At 49.9% G+C, this 24178-nt stretch carries 22 protein-coding genes, 1 tRNA gene and 1 pseudogene; 14 read left to right on the top strand and 10 right to left on the bottom strand.

The window, feature by feature from the left end:
- Window positions 1–235: 235 nt before the first annotated feature.
- On the top strand, window positions 236–1102 hold the full coding sequence (locus GW590_RS02740; RefSeq protein WP_169401472.1) for a crotonase/enoyl-CoA hydratase family protein: 867 nt from the start codon (window positions 236–238) through the stop codon (window positions 1100–1102).
- Between the two features lie 40 nt (window positions 1103–1142).
- Here GW590_RS02740 and pdeR read toward each other — a convergent pair whose 3' ends face one another.
- From pdeR to GW590_RS02725, 3 genes are all read right to left on the bottom strand, one after another.
- Window positions 1143–3134, bottom strand: a complete 1992-nt coding sequence (pdeR, locus tag GW590_RS02735; RefSeq protein ID WP_169401471.1) for a cyclic di-GMP phosphodiesterase — start codon at window positions 3132–3134, stop codon at window positions 1143–1145.
- A gap of 416 nt (window positions 3135–3550) precedes the next feature.
- Complete coding sequence (gene bglX / locus GW590_RS02730) at window positions 3551–5863, bottom strand: beta-glucosidase BglX (protein ID WP_169401470.1); 2313 nt, start codon at window positions 5861–5863, stop codon at window positions 3551–3553.
- 358 nt (window positions 5864–6221) lie between these two features.
- Window positions 6222–6503 carry a YjcB family protein gene (locus tag GW590_RS02725; RefSeq protein ID WP_169401469.1) on the bottom strand — a complete coding sequence of 94 codons (282 nt, stop codon included), beginning with the start codon at window positions 6501–6503 and terminating at the stop codon, window positions 6222–6224.
- Between the two features lie 317 nt (window positions 6504–6820).
- Between GW590_RS02725 and GW590_RS02720 the strand changes: the two genes are divergently transcribed.
- From GW590_RS02720 to GW590_RS02710, 3 genes are all read left to right on the top strand, one after another.
- Window positions 6821–7519 carry an acid phosphatase gene (locus tag GW590_RS02720; RefSeq protein ID WP_169401468.1) on the top strand — a complete coding sequence of 233 codons (699 nt, stop codon included), beginning with the start codon at window positions 6821–6823 and terminating at the stop codon, window positions 7517–7519.
- Between the two features lie 146 nt (window positions 7520–7665).
- The gene (locus GW590_RS02715; RefSeq protein ID WP_169401467.1) at window positions 7666–8202 is read left to right on the top strand and encodes a methylated-DNA--[protein]-cysteine S-methyltransferase; all 537 of its coding nucleotides are present in this window, start codon (window positions 7666–7668) and stop codon (window positions 8200–8202) included.
- A gap of 163 nt (window positions 8203–8365) precedes the next feature.
- Window positions 8366–9268, top strand: a complete 903-nt coding sequence (locus GW590_RS02710; protein ID WP_169401466.1) for a cation diffusion facilitator family transporter — start codon at window positions 8366–8368, stop codon at window positions 9266–9268.
- 91 nt (window positions 9269–9359) lie between these two features.
- Here GW590_RS02710 and GW590_RS02705 read toward each other — a convergent pair whose 3' ends face one another.
- Together GW590_RS02705 and GW590_RS02700 are read right to left on the bottom strand one after the other, a co-directional pair.
- On the bottom strand, window positions 9360–9572 hold the full coding sequence (locus tag GW590_RS02705; RefSeq protein ID WP_169401465.1) for a hypothetical protein: 213 nt from the start codon (window positions 9570–9572) through the stop codon (window positions 9360–9362).
- 182 nt (window positions 9573–9754) lie between these two features.
- Entirely contained in the window at window positions 9755–9976 is a 222-nt protein-coding gene (locus GW590_RS02700; protein WP_169401464.1) for a hypothetical protein, read from the bottom strand.
- Window positions 9977–10341: 365 nt separating this feature from the next.
- On the opposite strand from GW590_RS02700, the gene GW590_RS02695 reads away from it, so the two are divergent.
- From GW590_RS02695 to GW590_RS02670, 6 genes are all read left to right on the top strand, one after another.
- Entirely contained in the window at window positions 10342–10524 is a 183-nt protein-coding gene (locus GW590_RS02695) for a hypothetical protein (protein WP_169401463.1), read from the top strand.
- A gap of 174 nt (window positions 10525–10698) precedes the next feature.
- Window positions 10699–11847, top strand: coding sequence for a hypothetical protein (locus GW590_RS02690; RefSeq protein WP_169401462.1), 1149 nt, complete (start codon window positions 10699–10701; stop codon window positions 11845–11847).
- Window positions 11848–12587: 740 nt separating this feature from the next.
- Window positions 12588–13166: a cytochrome b gene (locus GW590_RS02685; RefSeq protein WP_169401461.1), complete on the top strand. Its 579-nt coding sequence runs from the start codon at window positions 12588–12590 to the stop codon at window positions 13164–13166.
- 14 nt (window positions 13167–13180) lie between these two features.
- On the top strand, window positions 13181–13732 hold the full coding sequence (locus GW590_RS02680; protein ID WP_169401460.1) for a tetratricopeptide repeat protein: 552 nt from the start codon (window positions 13181–13183) through the stop codon (window positions 13730–13732).
- 22 nt (window positions 13733–13754) lie between these two features.
- Window positions 13755–14270 carry a sigma-70 family RNA polymerase sigma factor gene (locus tag GW590_RS02675; RefSeq protein ID WP_169401653.1) on the top strand — a complete coding sequence of 172 codons (516 nt, stop codon included), beginning with the start codon at window positions 13755–13757 and terminating at the stop codon, window positions 14268–14270.
- A complete protein-coding gene (locus GW590_RS02670) occupies window positions 14267–15064 on the top strand; it encodes an anti-sigma factor family protein (protein WP_169401459.1) in 798 nt (265 codons plus the stop codon). The genes GW590_RS02675 and GW590_RS02670 overlap by 4 nt, the downstream gene beginning before the upstream one ends.
- Before the next feature lie 46 nt (window positions 15065–15110).
- Here the strand turns inward: GW590_RS02670 and GW590_RS02665 are convergent, their stop codons facing one another.
- Complete coding sequence (locus GW590_RS02665) at window positions 15111–15689, bottom strand: YceI family protein (protein ID WP_169401458.1); 579 nt, start codon at window positions 15687–15689, stop codon at window positions 15111–15113.
- Window positions 15690–16130: 441 nt separating this feature from the next.
- Here GW590_RS02665 and GW590_RS02660 point away from each other — a divergent pair, with 441 nt between their 5' ends.
- Together GW590_RS02660 and GW590_RS24260 are read left to right on the top strand one after the other, a co-directional pair.
- Window positions 16131–16688: a hypothetical protein gene (locus GW590_RS02660; RefSeq protein ID WP_169401457.1), complete on the top strand. Its 558-nt coding sequence runs from the start codon at window positions 16131–16133 to the stop codon at window positions 16686–16688.
- A 93-nt stretch (window positions 16689–16781) separates the two neighbouring features.
- Window positions 16782–17010 (top strand): annotated as a pseudogene (locus GW590_RS24260) (hypothetical protein); the annotation flags it as partial.
- A gap of 275 nt (window positions 17011–17285) precedes the next feature.
- Here GW590_RS24260 and GW590_RS02650 read toward each other — a convergent pair.
- Window positions 17286–17362 (bottom strand) — tRNA-Ile (locus GW590_RS02650).
- A 142-nt stretch (window positions 17363–17504) separates the two neighbouring features.
- Here GW590_RS02650 and mug point away from each other — a divergent pair.
- Window positions 17505–17999 carry a G/U mismatch-specific DNA glycosylase gene (mug, locus tag GW590_RS02645; RefSeq protein ID WP_169401455.1) on the top strand — a complete coding sequence of 165 codons (495 nt, stop codon included), beginning with the start codon at window positions 17505–17507 and terminating at the stop codon, window positions 17997–17999.
- Window positions 18000–18086: 87 nt separating this feature from the next.
- Here the strand turns inward: mug and rpoD are convergent, their stop codons facing one another.
- The 3 genes from rpoD to rpsU all read right to left on the bottom strand — a co-directional run bounded on the left by rpoD (window position 18087) and on the right by rpsU (window position 22324).
- Complete coding sequence (rpoD, locus tag GW590_RS02640; protein ID WP_169401454.1) at window positions 18087–19925, bottom strand: RNA polymerase sigma factor RpoD; 1839 nt, start codon at window positions 19923–19925, stop codon at window positions 18087–18089.
- A 176-nt stretch (window positions 19926–20101) separates the two neighbouring features.
- On the bottom strand, window positions 20102–21850 hold the full coding sequence (gene dnaG, locus GW590_RS02635) for a DNA primase (protein WP_169401453.1): 1749 nt from the start codon (window positions 21848–21850) through the stop codon (window positions 20102–20104).
- A 258-nt stretch (window positions 21851–22108) separates the two neighbouring features.
- Complete coding sequence (gene rpsU / locus GW590_RS02630; protein ID WP_001144069.1) at window positions 22109–22324, bottom strand: 30S ribosomal protein S21; 216 nt, start codon at window positions 22322–22324, stop codon at window positions 22109–22111.
- A 347-nt stretch (window positions 22325–22671) separates the two neighbouring features.
- Between rpsU and tsaD the strand changes: the two genes are divergently transcribed.
- Entirely contained in the window at window positions 22672–23685 is a 1014-nt protein-coding gene (gene tsaD, locus GW590_RS02625) for a tRNA (adenosine(37)-N6)-threonylcarbamoyltransferase complex transferase subunit TsaD (RefSeq protein WP_169401452.1), read from the top strand.
- Window positions 23686–24178 lie beyond the last annotated feature (493 nt).

The following is a 24178-nucleotide window of genomic DNA, read 5'->3' as shown; positions in this document are numbered from 1 at the left end:
CCCCATGGAACAAAACCTAAATAGGATAATTAATCGCCGCTCATGAAAGGGTTAATTTTTTTGTGTTTATCGCATCTTGCTTATTTTACTAACTATTTTCTTACAAAAGTGATCATTCATTATGTTCGGATTATTTTTAGTTAATAGCATCTAAACGATTCAGTTCGGGTTAGAGCTGGACTAGGCTGGAGCTGCTTCACCCAAATTTCCAAAATCTAACCTGGATATTTATACTATGAATCTTGTTGACCATACCGCTTGCCGTCCTTTCACTGAAGCTGGGCAAATGTCTCAATTAGCCGCCTATTATGAAGAAGGCCGTAATGTCATGTGGATGATGTTAAAGGCTTACCCTCGGCCATGTTTTAACCAGGCGCTTATCGAAGACATTATGAAGCTAACCTACGCTGCCAAAGCGTCGGGTCTTCGATTCGATTTTTGGGTAACCGGGTCATTGGTGCCAAATATTTATAATGTTGGCGGCGATCTGAGCTTTTTTGTCGATTCGATTGTTAACGAAAAACGTGAAGCATTACGCGCTTATGCTCGGGCATGTATTGACTGTGTCCATGCTGCGGCACGCGGTTTTGATGTGGGGGCGATCAGTATTTCTATGATTGAAGGAACGGCGCTGGGCGGCGGCTTTGAAGCCGCGTTGGCCCATCATTATGTGCTGGCACAAAATACCGCCAGAATGGGCTTCCCGGAAATTGCCTTTAACCTGTTCCCTGGAATGGGCGGCTATTCGCTGGTGGCGCGCAAAGCCACGATGCGTCTGGCAGAAGAGCTGATTTCTACCGGTGAATCGCATACCGCAGAATGGTTTGAGAGCCGGGGTCTGGTGGATGTGTTATTCCAGCCCGGCGAGGCGTTTAATGCCACCAGAACCTTTATTGATACCTTGCGTCCAAAACTGAATGGCATACGGGCCATGCTGCGCGCGCGTCAGCGGGTGTTGCAGCTGTCACGCTCTGAGTTGATGGATATTACCGAAGATTGGGTCGATGCGGCCTTTACCATTGAAGAGAAAGACCTCGCCTATATGGAGCGTTTAGTGATGCTGCAAAACCGCCATACCGCAACCCTGCGTAAACAAGGCTAATCGCCACCACTGACGATTAGCCTGTAGTTTTTTAATTGTTCTAAACCATTGGGTGAAGCAAATTTTTTTGTGCAAGCCAGTGCTCCAGTTCCTCCGCGGGCATTGGCTTCGCATAAAGAAAGCCCTGGATGCTGTCTACGCCGATCTCGTTTACCAGACGCTCTTCTTCAACGGTTTCTACACCTTCCGCCACCACGGTCAATTGCAGAGTGCGTGCCACCGCCACAATCGCTCGAACCAGCGCCTGAGACACCGGGTTATGATTGATGCCGCGAATAAAGCTTTGATCGAGCTTGATACAGTCGAGAGGAATACGCGCCAGCTGAGAGAGCGAAGAGTAGCCGGTGCCGAAATCATCCAGATGCACTTCTGACCCCAGCTTATGCAGATGATTAATCATGCTGACTGCCGCTTTTTCATCTTCAACCAGATAACTTTCCGTCAGCTCAAAATCGATCATGCAGCCTTTCATACCCGAATTCTCTATAGCGGAAATAAAGGTGCTGACAAAGGAACCGTTGGTTAACTGACGACCGGAAAGGTTAACTGCAATGCGCAGGTTCAGCCCTTTCTGCTGCCAGATAGCTGCCTGGCGAGCCGCAGTTTCTATTACCCATTTCCCCAACGGCGCAATCAGCCCGGACTCTTCGGCGTAAGGGATAAATTCTTGCGGCGTAATAATACCGCGTTCTGGTGAACGCCAACGCAGCAGGGCTTCAACGCTTTCGACCTTGCCGTTCATGCCCACCTTGGGCTGGTAATAAAGCAGTAGTTGCTGTTCTTCCATAGCCTTACGCAGATTAGTGTCCAGCCACATATAGTTGGATACCTTTCTGTTCATCTCGTCCGAGAAGATGCAGTGGGTGTTTTTGCCTTTCTCTTTGGCGACATACATGGCTGTATCGGCGTTGCGCACCAGGCTGTCGGAATCTGTGCCGTGCTGCGGGCAGACGGCAATACCAATGGAACAGGCGGTATAGACCTCAATCAGGCCAATGCGGAAGGGGGCTTTTAAACGCCCAAGGATCTGTTGACTGATCCCTGCGAGCTGTTCCACGGAGGTATTGAGGGCCAAAATGATAAACTCATCACCGCCCAATCTGGCCAGCACTTGATTATCTGCCAGACAATCCTCAATGGCACCGGCAACTTCTTTCAGCAGGCGATCGCCAAACATATGACCATAGGCATCGTTAACTTTTTTGAAGTTATCCAGATCGAGGTAGATCACGCCTACCTGATATTCGCCACGATTTTCAATGGCGCTGTGTAACTGTTCCTGCAACGCATTGCGATTGGGCAGCCCGGTGACCAAATCGGTATTGGCCAAAATGCGCAGCCGATCCTGAGCCATGCGTTCATCGGTAATATCTGATCCTGAACAGATCAGATACTTTTGCTGCTTACCACTGCCGCTGTGCACAAATTTATTACGGAACAAAAACAGTCGCTGACCTTTAACCGTATTGATCCAGCGTTCAACTTCATAGGACTGTTCTTTCTGGAAAAAACTGCTGATATTTTGCCGTGAGGCAATGCCTTCCTCCATCGACATAAAAAGATCGTAGGCGCTGCGTCCAATCACGTCTTCTTCGCGCAGGCCGGTGTACTCCTCACTCAGGCGGTTAAAACGATGGACTTTGCCTTCCTGATCGATAATCACAATTACCGAGTTGGCTTCGGAGACCACCTGTTCAGCAAAAGTCAGACCCACTTCAAGGTCATGGGCAACCGAAGCGGTGTCTTCAAAATCGGACGCCGTCCCCGCCCAGGCGGAGTTATCGATTTTTCTGCCCACCAGATACAGGCAAATCGGGGTACCAAACAGGGTGATATCAATGGTAAAGCAGGAGGTGATCCCGGTCAGTTCGCGAATGCGCGCTGCCTGATATGCCGTTAACGCCACGGCAATATTTGTGATTCCTTTTTCAGCCGACAGCTCGAGGGCATTACTGTCAGTGCCCAGTCGCCAATAAGGGCGAGGAGTACCAAAGTGCAGGTACAAAATTGAGCCATCTTGAGCATCGTTCATAAAGAATCTCCGCAAGTAAAGCATATGCCGCCCTGGGTGACAGACGTACTACCACGTCTCTTTGCCCAGCGGAGCTTACTCTGGTCCGGTTCCATCGCAGCGGCGGCGAAACGGTTATCCGCTACGGCCGCGACAAAATCCTAAGACATTGAATTTAATGATAGCAACTGTTCAATAGATAGCCAGTTGCTACGTTGAAAATGACGCTTTGCAAACAGTTTCAAAGAACCGCGAAACTGTTTTGATTGCCTCTTGTAAGGCTTTTTTAAAAGTACAGGTTATCTTCCTGCACCGGACTACCGGGCCGTATCCCTGGTCGCACGGCCCTTAAGGTTTTCTACTCGTTATACTTCTGGTGATAACTGGGTTGGCTGCTTATGGCAACAGCAACCCGGTTGGGCCGCCCCCTGCCGAGACTAAAGCAGCAGGAAGCTATTCTCTTTCAGGTCTTGCGAGTCTAATCCTACGAAAACATTGAATTTTCCGGCTTCAGATGCCCATTTCAACTGGTTGTTAAAGAAACGACAATCCCTTTCATTGATCGTAAATGTTACGAGTTTTTCCTCGCCGGGAGCCAAATAGACTTTTTCGAAGTTTTTCAATTCCTTAACCGGACGGCTGATCGAGGCAGTTACGTCCTGCATATAGAGCTGAACGACGGTAGCGCCGGCCACTTTGCCGGTGTTTTTCACCATGACGCTGGCTTTGACATCGCCTGTTTTGGCCAATGTGGTCGCCGACATGTGAATATCCGAGACGCTGAACTGGGTGTAACTCAGACCATAACCAAACGGGAACAGCGGGCCATTGGTCATATCAAAGTAGCGCGAGGTATATTTGTCGGGTTTCTGTGGATTAAACGGCCTGCCGGTATTCAGAACACTGTTGTACAGCGGAATTTGCCCGACGGCGCGTGGGAAGGTCATTGGCAACTTGCCGGATGGATTGTAATCGCCAAATAGTACATCGGCGATGGCGTGCCCGCCTTCCGTACCGCTAAACCAGGTTTCCAGCATGGCGTCAGCGATTTGGTTTTCCCACGGCAGGGTCAAAGGACGGCCGTTCATCAGCACCAGCACCAAAGGTTTGCCGGTGGCTTTTAATGCCTTGAGCAGATCTTGCTGTGGTTGCGGGATACTGATATCGGCACGGCTGGAGGCTTCGTGCGCCATTCCCTGAGATTCACCGACCACGGCGACGATCACATCGGCTTTCTGCGCGGTTTTCACCGCTTCGTCAATCATCTGCTGTGGCGTACGTGGATCGTTAAACACCTGTTTTTCATAGGAGTTAAGATAATCATAAATCGCTTTATCATCAATGATATTTGACCCGCGGGCATAAAGTATCGTGGCTTTATTGCCAATGACATCCTTCATGCCCTGCAGCAGGGTGACCGACTGTTTGGCGACCCCGGCGGCTGACCAGCTGCCCATCATATCGCGCTGACTATTTGCCAGCGCGCCAATCAGTGCGATGGTGCCTTTTTTCTGCAGCGGCAAGGTATGGTTATCATTTTTTAACAACACCTGAGAGGCGCGGGCGACTTCACGTGCCTCGGCACGATGTAAACGGCTTTCGGCATTGGTATCGACCGGATCGGTACTGGCGGCACCTAGATGGCGGTAAGGGTCGATAAACAGTCCCATATCCCATTTGGCGGTCAGCACATCACGCACTGCCCGATCGATATCCTGCTGGGAAACCAGTCCGTCTTTCAACAGGCCGGCCAGATACTGACCATACATATTGTCGGCCATATCCATATCGACGCCAGACTTCAGCGCCATGGCAGCTGCCTGACGATCGTTCTCGGCCACGCCGTGTTTGACCAACCCGCCAATGGCACCGTGGTCACTGACCGTTAAGCCGTGAAACTTCCATTGATCGCGCAGAATATCTTTTAACAGCCAGCTATTGGAGGTTGCCGGAATACCATTAACCGAGTTGAGGGCAACCATCACGCCGCCTGCGCCGGCATCCAGTGCTGCTTTATACGGTGGCATATAGTCGTTGAACATGCGCGTCAGGCTCATATCCACGGTGTTGTAGTCGCGCCCACCTTCGGCGGCACCGTAGAGCGCATAGTGTTTGACGTTAGCCATTACGCTGTCGGGACGAGAAGGATCATTGCCCTGATAGGCTTTGACCATTTCAAACGCCAGTCGCGAGGTGAGATAGGTATCTTCGCCAAAACCCTCTGAGACGCGGCCCCAACGCGGATCGCGAGTGATATCCACCATCGGCGAAAAGGTCATGTTCAGGCCGTCTGCTGCGGTTTCTTCAGCGGAGATACGCGCGCTGGTGGCTACGGCGTTCATATCCCAGCTCGATGCCAGACCGAGGCTGATTGGGAAAATGGTGCGTTGACCGTGTACCACATCATAGGCATAAAAAGGGGGGATCTTCAGGCGGCTGTATTGCACCTGATCCTGCATTTGGCGGATATCGTGCTTGGTGACGGTATTAAAAACGCCGCCAACCTTATCGGCGCGAATGTCAGCCATAATTTTTTCTTTAGGATTATCAGGCCCGACACTTACCAAATTCAGCTGGCCGATTTTTTCGGTCAGCGTCATTTTACTCATTAACTGGGTGATAAAGGCGTCCCGCTCCTTGACTTGAAGCTGAGGAATAGTATGGGTATCTGCTGCTACCAGCCCACTTTGGGCAAAAAGTTGAGAGCTAAATAGTAAAGCGACTGCGCTAATAAAGTGATGCGATTTCATTCACGATCCTTAATCCAAAAATCAGCTTACCGGTAGAAATGTTCATCAACGTGAAGACAAGCTTATTAATTGTCATTTTTAGTAAGTATAGAGGGAGAATCTAATACGGTAATTCAAGGTTTAGCAATTAATATATTTGATATATAACGGATTATTTTTTTTGTGTCGAGGAGGATCGCAATTTGTTATCAGGCGATTGAGAACGTTGCAGAAATCAACGCAGGGGCGCAAACAAGGATTGCACCCCTGGCAGAGCAAGAAGGGAGGAACAGGGTAGTCGTTTAGACGGGTAAGCAGAAATCGCGGGTAATCGGGTTACCCGCCGAGCCAGAGGCCTTATATCATGGCCTGCAGGCGATTAAGGCATTGGCCAGTTGGTCGGCGTTTTGCTCATTACATCAAAAAAAACTTCCTTCGACGACATCCAGAACTGCGTCATGGCTTCGATACTGAATGTCATACCCATCAGTCCCATCACAAACCAACAGGTCATAGACAGGCCAAGACCACTGCACATAAATGCCAGCGTGTGTTTACTGGTTTTACGACAGACCACATTTAATTGGCTGGAGAAAAACATCATCACTGCGCTCAGTATTTCCCAGCGCATCATCATGAAGCCAGTAGTCAGGGTATTCATCGAGTTTGTTCCTTTTAATGCAATCAATCTTTTACGCTTACAAAACAACATAACTTCAGCCTAATAGACTGATTTTAAATAGGTAATGGTAGAAGCTTGGAAATGTAAAATGATATAAAGTGTGACTCAGATCACATTCTAACATTGCATTCGGAAGTTGTGCAAAAAACAATCTGGAATATCAATCAGCGCAAATCGTATAAAAGTTATAAAAAAGGGCGGGTTATTGCTTCGATACGCTGCAGCGAATGTCATTGCGCTGTCATATTGGCTCAATAGACTCCAGCCATATTTGTTATTAACCTGGAGCTATCATCTTGCGTAACTTTGTCGCTGTTCTCGCTTTTTTGACCCTCGGTGCCGTATTTAATGCCAATGCTGTTGATGAAGCCAAACCCTATATCACCAGTAAAGAAGTGGATTTAAGCCAGTATCTGCCTGCTCCACCGGCCGATGATTCGGCACAAACCAAAGCCGAAATTGCCGAACTGCTGGCTATTCAGGCCAAGCGGACTCCGGAAGAAGAAAAAGCGGCCATTGCCGATGCCCAGGAAAATGTTTGGCGCTTTGCCGATGTCATGGGGGCAAAGTTTGATGCCGCCAAACTGCCTAAAGTCGCTGCCTTATTTGAGCGAGTGGTGGCCACCGAAGATGTGGTGGACGATCATGCCAAAAAATTCTTCCATCGTTCACGCCCTTATATGGTTTCCGACGAAATCCATCCGTTGCTGAAAAAATCCACCTCGGGTTCATGGCCTTCCGGTCACTCGACGCTGGGTTATCTGATGGCCACAGTGCTGGCGGATATGGTGCCTGAAAAGCGTAACGAGCTGTTTGCCCGCGCCGCGGTGTATGCCGAAAACCGCCTGGTAGCCGGTTTCCACTATCGTTCTGATACCGTGATGAGTCGCACCGGCGCTGCGCTGATCGCACAGAAGATGTTTGAACAGCCTGAGTTCAACACTGAGTTTGATGCCGCCAAAGCCGAGCTTCGCGCTGAGATGGGCCTGAAATAAGCATTTCACTCAATTAAGGCCGGGTAAAACCGGCTTTATTATTTACCTCGTTTCTTCCTCCGTTTTACTGATTATTCGCTTATCATCCTGCCGAAAACTTCCTACACTAGATGCCATCTAATCTGCCGTTGCCAAGAGTTGATATTATGGAAAATGCATGCAAACTGATGCCCTCGCCGGTTGGCCTTTTGACCCTGGTCGCCCGTGGCGATAAGCTGGCAGCGGTGTTGTGGCAGTCGGAGCGTGAGAATCGTGTCCGGCTGGGGGCACTCAGGGAAGACAACCAGCATCCGCTGTTGCTGGAAACCGAGCGGCAGCTAAACCAATATTTTGCCGGTAGTCGTACCCGTTTTGATTTACCGCTCGATTTCCAGGGCACCGAGTTTCAGCAACAGGTCTGGCAGGCACTGCTGACTATTCCTTTTGGAGAAACGCGCAGCTATGGGCAAATTGCCCGTGAGCTGGGTAATCCCAAAGCCATGCGTGCCGTCGGTGCCGCTAACGGTAGAAATCCTATCTCCATTATTGCCCCTTGCCACCGGGTGATTGGCGCAACGGGCACCCTGACCGGTTTTGCCGGCGGTCTCGAGGCCAAAGCCTATTTGCTGACGCTGGAGGGGCATAACTTTTCTGCTGCGACTCCTGAGGATCAGCACCCGCAGCAGAGCCTGTTTCCTTTCTAACAGACGGCGGATAATAATACAGCTGATTTGTTGAATGGCTTTTATTTTAAATAAATAATGAGAACCATTTACGCTTATATTAATGAATTGCACAATTAATGAAAAACTAATAAATAAAGTTTATATTGGCAGTCATGATTATAGATAGCTCGGAGAAGGGCACATGCAGCAAAGCGAAGATATATCTGATCTTGCCGAAACAAATGAAGTCAAGGTCAAGGCCGCACGGAAAAGTACCCTGGTGAGCGTGGTCGTTAACACTTTTTTGTCGATTATTCAGCTAGTGGTCGGTTTTTTTTCCGGTTCTCAGGGGCTGATATCAGATGGTATTCACTCTTTTTCCGATTTGTTTTCCGATTTCGTGGTGCTGGTGGCCAATAAGAAAAGCCAGCGCGGCCCGGATGAGGATCACCCCTATGGCCACCATCGCTATGAAAACGCCGCCTCATTAATCCTTGGCGGCGTTCTGCTGGTGGTGGGGGTGGGGATGCTGTTGTCGGCAGTACACAAGCTTCGCCTTCCCGATACCATTGCCAGCGTTCACCCTGTGGCTCTGGTAATTGCAGTTTTATCTTTGATTTTAAAAGAGATATTATTCCGCTATATGATAGCGGTAGCCACCAAAGTCAAGTCCAGCATGCTGGTCGCCAATGCCTGGCATGCCCGTTCCGATGCCGCCTCCTCCTTTGTGGTGGCGATTGGGATTATCGGTAATCTGTTAGGTTATAAACTCTTCGACCCTATTGCGGCTTTTATTGTCGGCATAATGATTTTTAAAATGGGGGCGACATTTTTCTGGGAAGCATTTAATGATTTGATGGACCGCGCCGCCGATTCTGAAATAGAAGAAAAAATCAAAAAAACTATTCTTGATATTGATGGTGTACAAGGCATCCATGAATTTAAAACTCGAAAAATGGGCGATTTAATTAGTGTAGATGTGCATATCGAAGTAGACGGTGAATTAACAGTGCGATGCGGGCACGATATTGCCGCGGCTGCCAGAACTAAAGTGATGGGTATGTATGATGTGCTGAATATGATGACCCATATTGACCCGATCTAGTCACTAACTCAATTATCCAGCCAAAGGCGGTAGGGCCAGTCGAAGCGGTATATAAGCCTGCGAGAAGATAACAGGCTTAGCTTAATGATATTTATGCCGTAACATTGATGATATTGCCGACAGACTGTCCGCTGGCGTTCACTGAAGACGAAGACGAAGACGCCGAGATTGCCGAAGACAACCCACCCAATGCGCTACTTGCACCGCCACTACGATGATGATGAACTTTTATGGGTTCATCACTCTTTGCGGTAGTTTGCACGCTGGCTATGCTGGTACTGCTACCAATTGCACTGATGGACATAGGTATTTCCTTGGTTTAAGGAATAAAGCACGATACTCAATTTAGATTTATCGGCAAAAAAGCCAAAAGGCGTAGTCATTGAGTGTTACCGGTTGTAACTGCAGGGGCAAGGTAATGGGGAGGGCGCGCGATACTGCTGGTTAAAAGCCTGTCAGCGGGTAACAGGCTTATTTAGATAATTCTTATGCTTTAACGCTAATGATATTGCCGACTGATTGTCCGTTAGCGTTAACTGAAGGCGCAGCCGAGGTGCTTGCTGCTTTCAGTGCGGTTACCGCACTTGCTGCATCGTCAGCATCGCCATCATGGTCAGGAACTTTCGTTGATTCAGCCGCTTCCGCACTGGTGGTTTTTGCCTGAATTTGGGCGGTAATCGCGTTGCTACCAATTGCACCGATGGACATAGGTATTCCTCTGGTTATAGGGAAAAATGAAGCACGACACTCGAGTTATTTTTATCGGCGAGAAATGTTAAGGCTTGAGTGATTAAGTGTTGCCGGTTGTGAATCGCAGATAGAAGCTTGGGGTTGTTGCAAAGATTTAAATTTGTCTGGCCGCAAGGGGGTCGCGTCGTTTGCTATTTATCATTTTCCTCCGCTGATTTTAGGTACCACTGCTTTTAAAATCAGCATATTAAAAACATAAAAGCACCAACCTATAAAAAACTGTTGCCCATTTCGCGCAAGCATTACACAATTATTTGCGCAAAGTATATGCGTTAGCCACGCGGATAGTGGCTGGATTGTGCAACCAGGAAGGTGCCAGTTTAATGGATACAGCCACATTTACCGGGAAACTCTCCCCCTCGCCTTATCACCTCGTAATCTGTCACAGCCCGGTTACCCCCGATATCCTGCGTTTTCGCGGCCGCGAAGCCCTCAGTGAGCCTTTTCGCTGGGATATCAAGTTCACTACCCCGCCGGGTAGCAATTTTCTTCCTCATTTAACCTGAAGCAGCATCAGGATCTCGTTTACTGGCCGGCTTAAGGAAACCAAAAAATGGTTTTTTTTAAAAGATTTAAGCAGGCCGAATATGAATTTACCTATGGTAGGCAAGGCGATATAAAGCATCGTAATTGCACGGCAAGTGGTATCTGATAATGTAATAAAAGCATGGGCTATAGCGATGTTTTCACGTAAGGAGAACAATATGGCAAAGCGATCACTGGTAAAAACCAAAGCCGCAGTGGCCTCCAAACGCCTTGATCCGCAGCAGCAATTTAAGGCGCACTGGGCCACTATTGAAAAACTACAACGTCAGATCGCTGATCAGCATAAACAGCAAGAGGCGCTACTGGCTCGATTTTGCGAAGAGGTACTACCTGTTGAGCATCAGTACTTACAGGCTCTTTATGACAAAACTACGCGACTATTATCATTTGCCGATAAAAAATCCCTGGGGAAATATGATCGTGATGCACTGTTTTTATGGATAGAAGAAGAGGTTGATGAACTGCTCAACCATCCATTTAATGAGCATCTCGATCTTGAGGCATTGCGCCAGCGGTATTTTGCCGTAAATAAAATGGTTGATACTGAACCGACGCCTGATGATGTTGAGGACTTTCGCCAGAATATCAATGAGCTATTTGGCTCTGATGGTGGCCTGAGTGATGAAGAGTTGCTCAAGATGATGTCAGATCCAGAAAACATGTTCACCACCATGGAGCGTCTGTTTGGTGAGAGTCGAGCCAATGCCGATACTACTCACAGTGAGGAGAGGTCTCACCACGGTGGCAGCCACACGGCAGACAGCGCACAGCAGAGTTTTAACAGCCTGCTAAAATCGCAGCAAGTTAACCGAATGTACAAAAAGCTGGCAGGTGTACTTCATCCTGACCGAGAAGCAGAACCGGCAAAAAAAGCAGAAAAACATCTGTTGATGGTGCAACTGTCGAAGGCTAAAAAAACACATGATATTTGGACGATAGTTGAGATGTACCATCAATATGTCGACCCGGAATTCCACTTCAGTCAAACAGAAATCCCCGCAATTAATACCCTGCTGCAACAGCGCATTGCCACTCTTAACGCTGAAATGGCTGAGGCCCGCGATCCTGGAACTTTGTCGGGAATGGTCTGGCAGATGTTTGGCGCCAAGACGGCAAAAACCATGGATAAAAAATTAAGAAAACATCGTGATAATTTGCAGCTAATGATCGACAACGAGATCCAGATACGCAAAGAATTGCGTTCACTGTCGGTATTAAAACAATTTTTGAACCCCATGCGTGATGAACTGGAGTTCGAAAGAATGATGAAGGACCACTGGTGAATGGCTGTATCTCAGTGCGCTATATCCAGGAAGGTTTCATTTATATACCCATATGCTTGGGACTATATTAGTCCGCACCATAACAAATCCCTCAGGATGAACCGGAATAAGCTCGCCAAGGAGATTAACGCGTCCTTCATCAGTGATGCGATAAATGGGTGCAGATCTGAATCCGCGATAAACATCGCGTAGAGCGTATTGAATAGATGGACCAGCGCCGATTCGAACAATGTCATCGCCAATATATCTCAATGCGCGGGACAGCGTTGGCTGTCTAATTTCCATTATTTCAATGAGTTGTCTTGCTTGTATCGGGCCTGGGCTGAGCAACCGGCGTATCGTGTCAGAGCGAGTAGGCATAATGTTGAATCGCTTTTTGAATAGATTTGTGAATAGATAGATGAATACATGCCCTATCACTTAATTTACAACTCGTCACTCCAGAGGGAATAGCCCCAACATCCTCGGTCGGGAATGCCAGCCGCGTGCAGCGCTGGCTTTTGAGCACATCAGTGAAGGGGATTTGCATCGTTCGAACCATGCCGACGCGTACAGTTATAAAACATTGCGATGTAATCAAAAAATATCGCAACGGGGTTCTTTCTGCGTTCACATAAGATACTGGCATCGGAGCGGGAGTTGCACGCCAGGATAAAAAACGAAAAAAAAGTATTTTTTATCGAATAGATATAGCCGTTGTCGCGTTTACCCATCATTAACACACTGATGGGATCTGGCTTATGACCGCAACAACACAACCAGTAATACGACAACGCTACGACACCTTCACCCTGGCCCTGCACTGGATAACGGCAGCCAGTGTCATTTTCCTTTTCGCCAGCGCACATTTCTGGGTGCTGCTGGAACCGGGAACACCACTGAGAAAAGGATTGCAGGCCATTCATATTTCCTGCGGAATTTTACTGGCACTGGTGATGATCGTCCGGCTGTTATGGAGACTACTCAGTCAGCACTCTGCCCGTTTCTCGATGCCGCCGGTTGAAGGTGCACGGTCAGCAAAACTGCTCGCGCATGGAATGCACGTGGCGCTTTATCTCCTCCTTTTCGCACAAATCGTACTCGGGTTTCTTTTCCGCTGGTCGCAGCAGGAACCCTTCCAGTTCTTTGGACTTTTTGAACTGTCTGGCTGGGTGACAATCGCTTCAACGCTACGACATACCCTGGCTGTGTGGCACGGCAATGTGGCCTGGGCGCTGATCATTCTGGCGTCTGCACATGCAATAGCTGCGCTTTGTCATCATTACCTGTTACGGGACAGCGTACTTCGTCGTATGTTGCCTGGTCGCGCTTTTCGTTAATCCGGGAGTTCACAATGAATGCATTTTCTTTTTTACCTTCAGCTACCCTGCGCGGTTTTCTGCTTCCTGTGGTGTTTGTTCTGATGCCTGTCACCCCGCTTTTCGCAGCTGGTGACGATAATACCAACAGCAAGACACCAGATTGTCCTGGCGGGCAGGTTTATGACAGTACGACAAAACAGTGCGTAGCGGAGAAAACAAGCCGACTCAGTGATACGGATAAAACCCGTTATGCTTATCATCTCGCAAAAAAAGGGGAATATCAGGCGGCATTGGCTTTACTCAACACGCTAAAGAATGGCAATACTGCGGAAGCCTGGAATTATCGGGGGTATGCCACACGTAAGCTGGGCCGTACTGATGAAGGTATCGGATATTACCAGCGTTCATTAGCACTCGATCCGACCTATGCCAAAGTACGTGAATACCTTGGTGAAGCATGGCTGGTGAAAGGGCGTCCGGATCTGGCAAAAGAACAATTGAAAACCATTGCTACACTTTGCGGCCATCGCTGTGAGGAGTATAGAGATCTGCAGGCCGCCATTGATGGCCATCCTGAGTCCTGAGTAATGGCAAGAGGATAAAAAAATTACCACCAGTGACGTTCGTCAGCATCTTGCTGAGCATCTGACACGCCTTTGGCGCTATGGGCTGGTTCTGTCGCGTAACCGCGAGGTTGCCGAAGAACTGGTTCAGTCTACCTGTGTCCGCGCGCTTGAAAAAAGCGCGCAGTTCACCCCCGGAACTCGCATTGACAGCTGGCTATTCACCATCCTTCACTCGATCTGGATTTCAGATATCCGTGCCCACCGCGTGCGCCAGGGGCAGGGGTTCGTTGAAAGCGATGAATTACTGGCCTCAGATACATATGAACAGGAGGAAGATCGGATGCATTATGCGAAAATAATGCAGCACGTGAGTGCCTTACCGGAAGCACAACGCAATGCTGTTTTTTTAGTCTATGTTGAAGGCTTCACCTATCAGGAGGCGGCAGAAACATTATCGGTACCTATTGGTACTATCATGAGCCGACTGGCTACAGCGCGGGCGAAAATAGCCCAGGTTGTTCACACGCCGCCCCCTGCAAAGGAGAAGCAATATTGAAATCCATCAGATTTATTGCACCGTACAGCGATGAGGCAATAGTCGCCTGGTTGGATGGTGAAATGCATGCAACCGATGCCCGGCTATTTGAGATCGCGCTTGGTCAGGATGAACAACTGGCGCAACGAACCGACGCACTACGGCTAAACCTGGCAGATTTCCCCCAGGCGTTTGCACCGCTACTTAAAGATGCGCCACAGTTCCGCATGGAGAAACAGCTGGTCGAGTTGCTGGCCCGGCAACCCGCAATTACGCACAGGGTAACCGGTGTCAGTCGCCGCTCTCTGATCGCGGCATCGCTCAGTTTTCTGGTGATCGGTTCAGGTCTGGGCTATTTCACACGCCCGACAACAAAGGTCCAGAGCGAAAGTGAAAAAATTCGCGACCTTGAGGCCCAATATATGTCGTTGTACAGCGCAGAAACATTGCTCGATGCAGACAGTTCAGCACCAGCTTTGCAGCGTGGGCTGGCACGTACGGCACAGGACATAGGTTTAGAGGCTAATGAGCAACAACTTGTCTTGCAGGGTGCAGAGCTGAAAATGGTGCGCATGCTGCGCTACGACAGCACCTCGATTGCGCAAATTGCCTGGATGCATGCCGATTTCGGTCCGATGGCGCTGTGCATTTCACCGGACCCGCGTCCTGTAAGTACAGAGCTTAATAATGAGCAGCGCCATACAATGAACCTCGTCTGGTGGCATTCTAAAAAATATCAGTTTGTGTTGATTGGCCGAAATCCTGCATCCCAGTTGAAACAAAGTGCATTGACCTTGCAGGCTGCACTTGCCTAGACAAAGGGATGCCCCGGCATGCCGATTATCTGGCTGCCGGGATTATTTATGTGGCCTGATGCGGGCGGGCCTGAATTTCAATATTGATCGTCACGGTGTCATCCACAAGTGCGGCAAAACTATCCATCTTGAACGCGGAACGTGAAATCGCTGTCGAGGCATGCAGAAAAATGTTCTCGGTATCGGAGAATTCGTTATTTTTTCCCTCCAATATGGCATTAAGGATCACCGGACGTGTGACGTTCTTGACTGCCAGAGTCCCAAACACTCGAAAATGTCCATTTCCCAATGCCACAACGCGGCTACTGGTGAAGGCGATGTTCGGGTAGCTTTCTGCATCAAAAAAAAGACGGCTTTTCATCTGAAAGGTTAACAAGCTATTGGAAGCCTCAAGGGTTGTGAGCGGAATGGTGACATCGATACGATCCTCCCTTTCATTTCCTGCATCCAGTGTGATTTCCCCCGTCACCTTTCCCATACTGGCTTTAGAGGTATCCCCAAATGCATGCCAGGAGAGGGCGATGGTCGTTTGTTGAGTGTTGATACTGTAGCTGGTAGGGCTGGCGTATAACGAAAGTGGATGGATAAAAAAACCAAGGGCGATTACAGGCGCGATACGAGTCATATTGATAATCTCTAGAGTGAGTACCATGTAAACGCATCAGCCGTTATTTTTATTCGATTTCGTGTTCCCCGCCAAAGTGGATATAGCGTTAAAGCCAGAAGTTTACAAACAAGGCCTTGTTAAAATTCCATAAGAATCAGTGCGGTTGTGAGCTGCTCCCCGTGGAATGGTGCACTCTGACTTTAAGGATAGCGTTGCATCGACCAGTTGAACTCACATGCCAACTTTGTTCTTGAATGACAATAGTTAACTCTGGCGAACCTCCTCACGATAAATCACCAATAAAATTAGAAAAGTAAAAATACTGATCTGCAAAGCGAATGATCATTTTTACCCGTGACCCGATCGCCACTGATGGATCAAAACAGACAACACCAATAAAGTTTGCACCTGGATCGGCCGATAGCATCAGATACATTTTATATCTGGAACAGAAAGATCATGACTTTATATTCTACTTATCATCGACTTACTGCATTTTTTTTGGTTTTTTTACTGACCGGATGCTCTGCCTTACTGCCCCTTAATTACAGAAATTATGAAGGTAAGGATGCCGCTACCGTCGTCGTAATAGATCCAAAAGGTTTTGTGGGTACGTTCTATCTCTCTATCTATGAAAAGAAAGGTGCGTGCTTTGACAGGGATGAACGTTACGAACTGGTTTCAAATTTCCTGCCCTCAGAAGGGCGAGTTCTGACAGGTAAAGTTCAGCCAGGACGTCTGATGGCTTTTCAGCAACTCAATGCCGCAGGGCAGTGGGGTGACGGAACACAGGAGTACAATAAAGCGGGATACGTAGAATCCCGGTGGGCTTCATTCATCCCGCAACCTGGAAAGCGCTATTTTCTTGACTCTCACTATGGTGTGCGGGAAATCCCAGCCGACTATGCCGTTACGGTTTATACCGAACCGGCGAAATTGTTTTCTGAATTTAAAACTCCAGTGGAGCCGAACTGGGATGCCACAAACCGTTGTCACCACTCTATCGGCGGCAGCTAATCGCTCAAAGCTGCCGTAAAATCTTCGTGTGGTGGCCAATGTTAAAATGTATTGTTACTAAATCACGATTGTTAGTTGATGAGGGGCCGGTCAGCCGGAGTCCGGCAGGAAGTGATTGCGCCGGTGGTGTGGATTGGGAGCCAGTCCATCAACGTCTGCCAACTGATGCTTGATACTCTGGATGTGGTGAAACAACTTGCTGAATTGATCGCCAGCCATACGCATAACAATACCGGGGGGGCCGTTGAATGCATCCGCCATAAGCGCAACCGGTAACAGCGCAAGCGGCTTAAAAGTGAAGTACGATCCCGTTATTGGCTAACAAAGACCCTTGCATATCAACCCGCCATTGTGCGGGTTTTTTATTGTCTAAAGACGGTGTTGATTCAAACTATGGAATTGATGACAAACAGAAGAATTGTTGTTTGTAAGAAGTAGGGATAGTTGTACTTATTATCATGCCTTAAAAGCCATCCTAAAGAGGCATCGAATGGCATGGTATGAAAGCTGGGGGGCGAAAAGGGGACACTAGCGATTACAAACAAAAAAGCCACTCGACAAAGAGTAGCTTAATATACTGATTTGAAAGGTAAAATTTGGTGGCCCCTACTGGACTTGAACCAGTGACCAAGCGATTATGAGTCGCGTGCTCTAACCAACTGAGCTAAGGGGCCGCGGGTCGGGATTATACGGTAGTTCCTTGCTTCAGGTCTACACTTGCGGCTACTGTATGCGCGTTTTCTGTGCAACTTTTAGCTTGTTGTTATTGCTGTGAGTTTTTAGAGTGGGAGTTCAAATTAAGCTTAAGGAGCACAGATGATCACTGACATTATCAGCCATGATCTGCGCGTGGTGTTCTGCGGTATCAATCCGGGGTTATCCACGGCGCATCATGGCTATCATTTTGCCAATGCCAATAATCGTTTTTGGAAGGTGATTTATCAGGCGGGCTTTACCGATCGCTTGCTTAAGCCGGAAGAGGAGCAGCATCTGTTGGATACCGGCTGCGGTATTACCATGCTGGTTGAGCGGCCGACGGTCGAGGCCACCGAGTTGGCGCGTAATGAATTGCAGCAGGGTGGGGAAGCGCTTAAGGCCAAGATCATGCAGTTTCAGCCTCGGGCACTGGCGGTATTGGGTAAGCAGGCGTTTAGCCGCGCCTTTGGTATTCGTCAGGTAGCCTGGGGACGTCAGTCGCTGCAACTGGGCGATACCGAGGTCTGGGTGTTACCCAATCCCAGCGGCCTCAATCGCGCTACGCTCGACGAGCTGGTTAGTGCTTATCATCAGTTGCACCAGGCCTTGCGCTAGCCCACAGCCTCAATGGCAGCGTTTTAGCGCCATAAAAAAGCCCCGCCGGGATAGCCGGGCGGGGCTTTTGTTTGCTGCGGTCGTCGATTAATCGTCGAGGAAGCTGCGCAGTACTTCGGAGCGGCTAGGGTGGCGCAGTTTGCGCAACGCTTTGGCTTCGATCTGACGGATACGTTCACGAGTAACGTCGAACTGTTTGCCCACTTCTTCCAGAGTGTGGTCAGTGTTCATATCGATACCGAAACGCATACGCAGTACTTTGGCTTCGCGGGCGGTCAGGCCGGCCAACACGTCATGTGTTGCCGAGCGCAGGCTTTCCGAGGTGGCAGAATCCAGCGGCAGCTCGAGGGTGGTATCCTCGATAAAATCACCCAGATGCGAATCTTCATCGTCGCCGATTGGCGTTTCCATGGAGATAGGCTCTTTGGCAATCTTTAGCACTTTGCGGATTTTGTCTTCTGGCATCAACATGCGTTCAGCCAGCTCTTCCGGCGTTGGCTCACGGCCCATCTCTTGCAGCATCTGACGGGAGATACGGTTGAGTTTGTTAATGGTCTCAATCATATGTACCGGGATACGGATGGTACGTGCCTGGTCGGCGATAGAGCGCGTGATAGCCTGACGGATCCACCAGGTGGCATAAGTCGAGAACTTATAACCACGGCGATATTCAAACTTGTCTACGGCTTTCATCAGACCGATGTTGCCTTCCTGGATCAGATCGAGGAACTGCAAACCGCGGTTGGTGTATTTCTTGGCGATAGAAATAACCAGACGCAAGTTGGCTTCGACCATCTCTTTCTTCGCGCGACGCGCTTTCGCTTCACCGATCGACATGCGACGGTTGATATCTTTGACCTGCTCGATGGTCAGACCGGTTTCTTCTTCGATCTGGCGCAGCTTCATTAGCCCGCGCTGTACATCTTCGGTCACTTCTTTCAGTTTTTCAGACCATGGCTTGGCCATTGCCAGTGCCGCTGTAAACCAGGTATCGCTGGTTTCGTTGCCGGCAAACAGGTTGACGAAGTTTTTCTTCGGCATTTTGCACTGTTCAACGCACAGCTTCATGATCAGACGTTCCTGAGCACGAACGCGATCCATCATGGAACGCATGCTGTTAACCAGGAAATCAAACTGTTTTGGCACCAGACGGAACTGTTTGAAGACGTCGGACAGTTTCAGAATTTCTTCGGCTGAGCTTTTGTGGCTACGGCCGTTTTTCTTGATAACCTGACGGGTTGCTTCATGTTGTTCACGCAGTTCGGTGAACTTCTGACGCGCCAGCTCAGGGTCAATGCTGTTGTCGTCTTCAGCATCGTCGTCTTCGTCTTCATCGTCGTCTGTGTCGTCCAATTCTTCATTGGTCAACTCAGAACCGACGTGAGTCGCGGTTGGGGCGACTTCTTCTTCGGCGTTAGGATCGACAAAACCGGTGATCAGGTCGGACAGGCGTGCTTCGCCCGCTTCCACTCGGTCGTATTGATCCAGCAAGTAGGTGATAGCTTCCGGGTACTCGGCAACCGAGCACTGCACCTGGTTGATACCGTCTTCAATACGTTTGGCGATATCAATTTCGCCTTCACGGGTCAAGAGTTCAACGGTACCCATTTCGCGCATATACATACGCACAGGGTCGGTGGTACGACCGATTTCAGATTCTACGCTGGAGAGCACCTGCGCTGCGGCTTCTGCTGCATCTTCGTCAGTATCGGGTCTGTTCTCCGCCAGCATTAAGTCATCGGCATCAGGTGCTTCTTCCAGCACTTGAATACCCATGTCGTTAATCATCTGGATGATGTCTTCGATCTGGTCGGAGTCGACGATATCTTCCGGCAGATGGTCATTGACCTCAGCATAGGTCAAATAGCCTTGCTCCTTACCACGGGTGACAAGTAGCTTAAGCTGTGACTGCGGGTTTTGCTCCATAAGACGGTATCCACACTTCAGAGTATTGGGTTGGTGTCGGTCGGCGAAACCGCCAACAATAACATTTGGGGCGTATTTGATATCGCCGCGGCCCACTATGGCGGCATTTTGCGGGGTAGCACCCTGCTTTATATCGGCACTTAAGCCGTTAGTGTTAATACCTGTTAACTTCAGGCTTAATTTTTCTTGGCTAACGCCTGGTTAAGTGACCAAAGTTCTTTACGTTCTTCGGCACTCAATCCGTGAGTTCTGTCGCGAGCAATCAGGTCTTCCTGACGTTGCTCCAGTATCGAGTCGTACAAACTGGCGAGCGTTGCAAGAAACACTTCTTCAACCGTGTCTTCAACGATCATATGGTTCCAAGTTGCAAGAGTTTCAAGTTGCTGGTAAAACTTGTTGTCTCGATACATCTCTAGCAACTGGCCGGTAGTCAGCCCCGGCTGGGCTAAACAGGTCGTGACCAATTCGGTAAACAGGTCAAGCCCCGGCTGTTTCGACTGCTCTAAACCTTGCAGTGAGGGTATAAGTGTAGCCAGTTGTGGATTTTGTACCAGTAACCCTATCAGTATACGCATGGTTGTGCGTTTTAGCTGGGGCGGCTGGTAGCTATTTGCACTGTCTGCTGCCTTGGGCATCAGTTTTTCTAACTGGCTATCATCTAAAATTCCGAGCTTATTGCCTAACTGCTGACGCAAATACAACCGCAGCGTCTCGCCCGGCACCTGACTGATCAGCGGCAACGCCAGCATACTCAGCTTGGTGCGCCCTTCAGGACTGCTCAAATCCACCTGCGGCATTAGCGTGTCAAACAGGAAAGTCGAGATTGAATGCGCCTCTTCCATCCGTTGTTCAAATAGCTGTTTGCCTTCTTTGCGCACCAGAGTGTCCGGATCTTCGCCATCGGGCAAAAACATAAAGCGCAACTGGCGGCCATCCTGCAGATAGGGCAGTGCCGTTTCCAGCGCGCGCCAGGCGGCTTCTCGGCCAGCCCGGTCACCGTCGTAACAGCAAATCACCGTATCGGTGGCGCGGAACAACAACTGAATATGTTCCGCCGTGGTCGAGGTTCCCAGTGACGCCACAGCATAATCAATGCCGAACTGCGCCAGGGCCACCACGTCCATATAACCTTCAACCACCAGCAGCCGCGCGGGCGTAGGGTGATTTACCTGTGCTTCATACAGGCCATACAACTGGCGGCCTTTATGGAAAATTTCTGTTTCTGGCGAGTTGAGATACTTGGGTAAGGCATCACCCAGCACTCGTCCACCAAACGCAATCACCCGGCCGCGTTTATCACGGATGGGGAACATAACCCGTTCGCGAAAGCGATCGTAATTGCGCCCTTGTTCGTTGGTGATCAACATACCGGCATCGGTCAGAGAACTTCTGTCGTCAGCGGTTTTACCAAAACGCTTTAACGCGTTGTCCCAGCCCGGAGGGGCGAAACCAATGGCAAAATGATCGATTACTGCATCGCTTAAACCACGTTGCGCCAGATACTCACGGGCAGGTGCCCCGGCTGGCTGTTTAAGCGATTGCTGATAGAAGGCGCTAAGCGGTTCCATCAACTGATAAAGACTTTGACGCTGGTGGCGTTCCATCGGGGTCGGACCGGTGCCCACTTCATACGGCACTTCCAGACCTTGCATGGTGGCCAGTTCCTCGATGCACTCGACAAATTCAAGCCGGTCATAGTTCATCAGGAAGTCGACGGCGTTGCCGTGTGCTCCACAGCCGAAACAATGATAAAACTGCTTATCGCTGTTTACGGTGAATGAGGGTGTTTTCTCATGGTGAAATGGGCAGCACGCGTGATAATTCTTGCCTTGTTTTTTCAGCTTTACCCGGGCATCGACTAAATCGACGATATCGGTACGAGCTAGCAAGTCATTGATAAATACGCGCGGAATTCTCCCAGCCATAAGCCCCTTACTCACTTATCCGTGGTCTTTTGCGTCGCTGTTGCCTGGGGCTTCTTTGCCTGTCCTGCGTCACTTACCGGGTAAGGTCGCCGGGCCGGGGTCGGTTGCCGCTGCACTGCACCGCAAAATCTTGTGGATATAGCCTATAAACGAGAACAAGCCGCGCATTCCTTTCGGAAAGCACGGCCTTCGTATGCAACTACTCGGTCTGCGCGTTTTAAAAAACAGTATCACGCGGGTGGGGTTGCCCCCGAAGAATTAATACAGACGAGTGCGACGTGCGTTTTCGCGAGCCAGTTTCTTGGCGTGGCGTTTTACTGCAGATGCTTTAGCGCGTTTACGTTCGGTAGTCGGTTTTTCATAGAATTCACGACGACGAACTTCGGCCAGAACACCCGCTTTTTCGCAGGAACGCTTGAAGCGGCGCAGAGCTACGTCGAACGGCTCGTTTTCACGTACTTTAATTACAGGCATGTGCCTCTCACCTCGATAAAATCGGTTTGTTTGCTGGTGTTGTACCAGCACATTTCAAAATGGTGCGGAATTTTACTCCAACTTGCCAGGCGTTGTAAAGCCCAATGGCAAATTGAAACAGGCGCATTACAATCCTCTCGTCGAAGGACTGAGCGCTCGCTTTTGCGTCGGCCCGCGATTATATACCAAACAACTTAAATTGCTCGACTTTAATCGTCGCTTTGTTCATAAAACTGGCATTGCTGGTGGTAAAACGCGCGATCCTCCCTGCAGGAAGTAATACCGGCAGTGGGTTGTGTGCTAGACTACGCGCCGCACGTTTGCACCAAAACATGATGGGATCAGTGATGCGAGTACTGGGTATAGAGACGTCCTGCGATGAAACCGGCATTGCAATTTACGACACAGAACAAGGCTTAATGGCTAACCAATTGTATAGTCAGGTAAAATTACATGCCGACTACGGCGGTGTGGTGCCTGAGCTGGCCTCGCGCGACCATGTGCGCAAAACCTTGCCACTGATCCAGGCTGCGTTGCAGGAAGCCAATCTTGCGGCGAAAGATATTGACGCTGTCGCCTATACCGCCGGTCCCGGGCTGGTGGGTGCGCTGCTTGTGGGGGCCACCATTGGCCGCTCGCTGGCTTTTGCCTGGAACGTTCCGGCTATCCCGGTGCATCATATGGAAGGGCATCTGTTGGCACCGATGCTGGAAGACAATCCACCGGCATTTCCTTTTGTGGCGCTGCTGGTTTCCGGCGGTCATACCCAGTTGATCAGCGTGACCGGCATTGGTGAATATACCTTGCTCGGCGAGTCCGTAGATGACGCCGCCGGTGAAGCCTTTGATAAAACGGCAAAATTGCTTGGCCTGGATTATCCCGGTGGTCCGCTGCTGTCAAAAATGGCGCAACAGGGACAGCCAGGACGCTTTACTTTTCCGCGGCCAATGACCGATCGCCCTGGTCTCGACTTTAGCTTCTCCGGCTTGAAAACCTTTGCTGCCAATACCATTCGTGGCAATGACAGCGACGCGCAAACCCATGCCGATATTGCCCGCGCTTTTGAAGATGCAGTCGTCGATACGTTGGCTATCAAATGCAAAAGGGCGCTAGAGCACACCGGATTTAAACGTTTGGTGATGGCCGGTGGCGTCAGCGCCAACCGTACACTGCGCAGCAAGCTGGCCGAGATGATGGAAAAACGCGGCGGCGAAGTCTTTTATGCCCGCCCGGAATTCTGTACCGATAATGGCGCGATGATTGCCTATGCCGGTACGGTGCGTTTACACAGTGGGGCGGCGGAGGATCTGGGGGTGACGGTGCGGCCGCGTTGGCCATTATCCGACCTCTCGCCTGTCTGAGCCGGGCTGCGACGGCGTTGCTGCGTCGCCTCGAAATACTCACGTACTGATGTACGCTCCGTTTTCTCGGCTCCTTGCGCCTGGTCTCGCTCCGGCTCAGCCAGGCTCGTCTGACTCCGGTCGACGGGCTGCGACGGCGTTGCCGCGTCACCTCGAAATACTCACGTACTGATGTACGCTCCGTTTTCTCGGCTCCTTGCGCCTGGTCTCGCTCCGGCTCAGCCAGGCTCGTCTGACTCCGGTCGACGGGCTGCGACGGCGTTGCTGCGTCACCTCGAAATACTCACGTACTGATGTACGCTCCGTTTTCTCGGCTCCTTGCGCCTGGTCTCGCTCCGGCTCAGCCAGGCTCGTCTGACTCCGGTCGACGGGTTGCGACGGCGTTGCTGCGTCGTTTCGAAATACTCACGTACTGATGTACGCTCCGTTTTCTCGGCTCCTTGCGCCTGGTCTCGCTCCGGCTCAGCCAGGCTCGTCTGACTCCGGTCGACGA

Source organism: Rouxiella aceris (assembly GCF_012933545.1).
Classification (GTDB): domain Bacteria; phylum Pseudomonadota; class Gammaproteobacteria; order Enterobacterales; family Enterobacteriaceae; genus Rouxiella; species Rouxiella aceris.
Note: the sequence above shows the minus strand (reverse complement) of the source record. Positions and strands in the feature narration are given on the sequence as shown.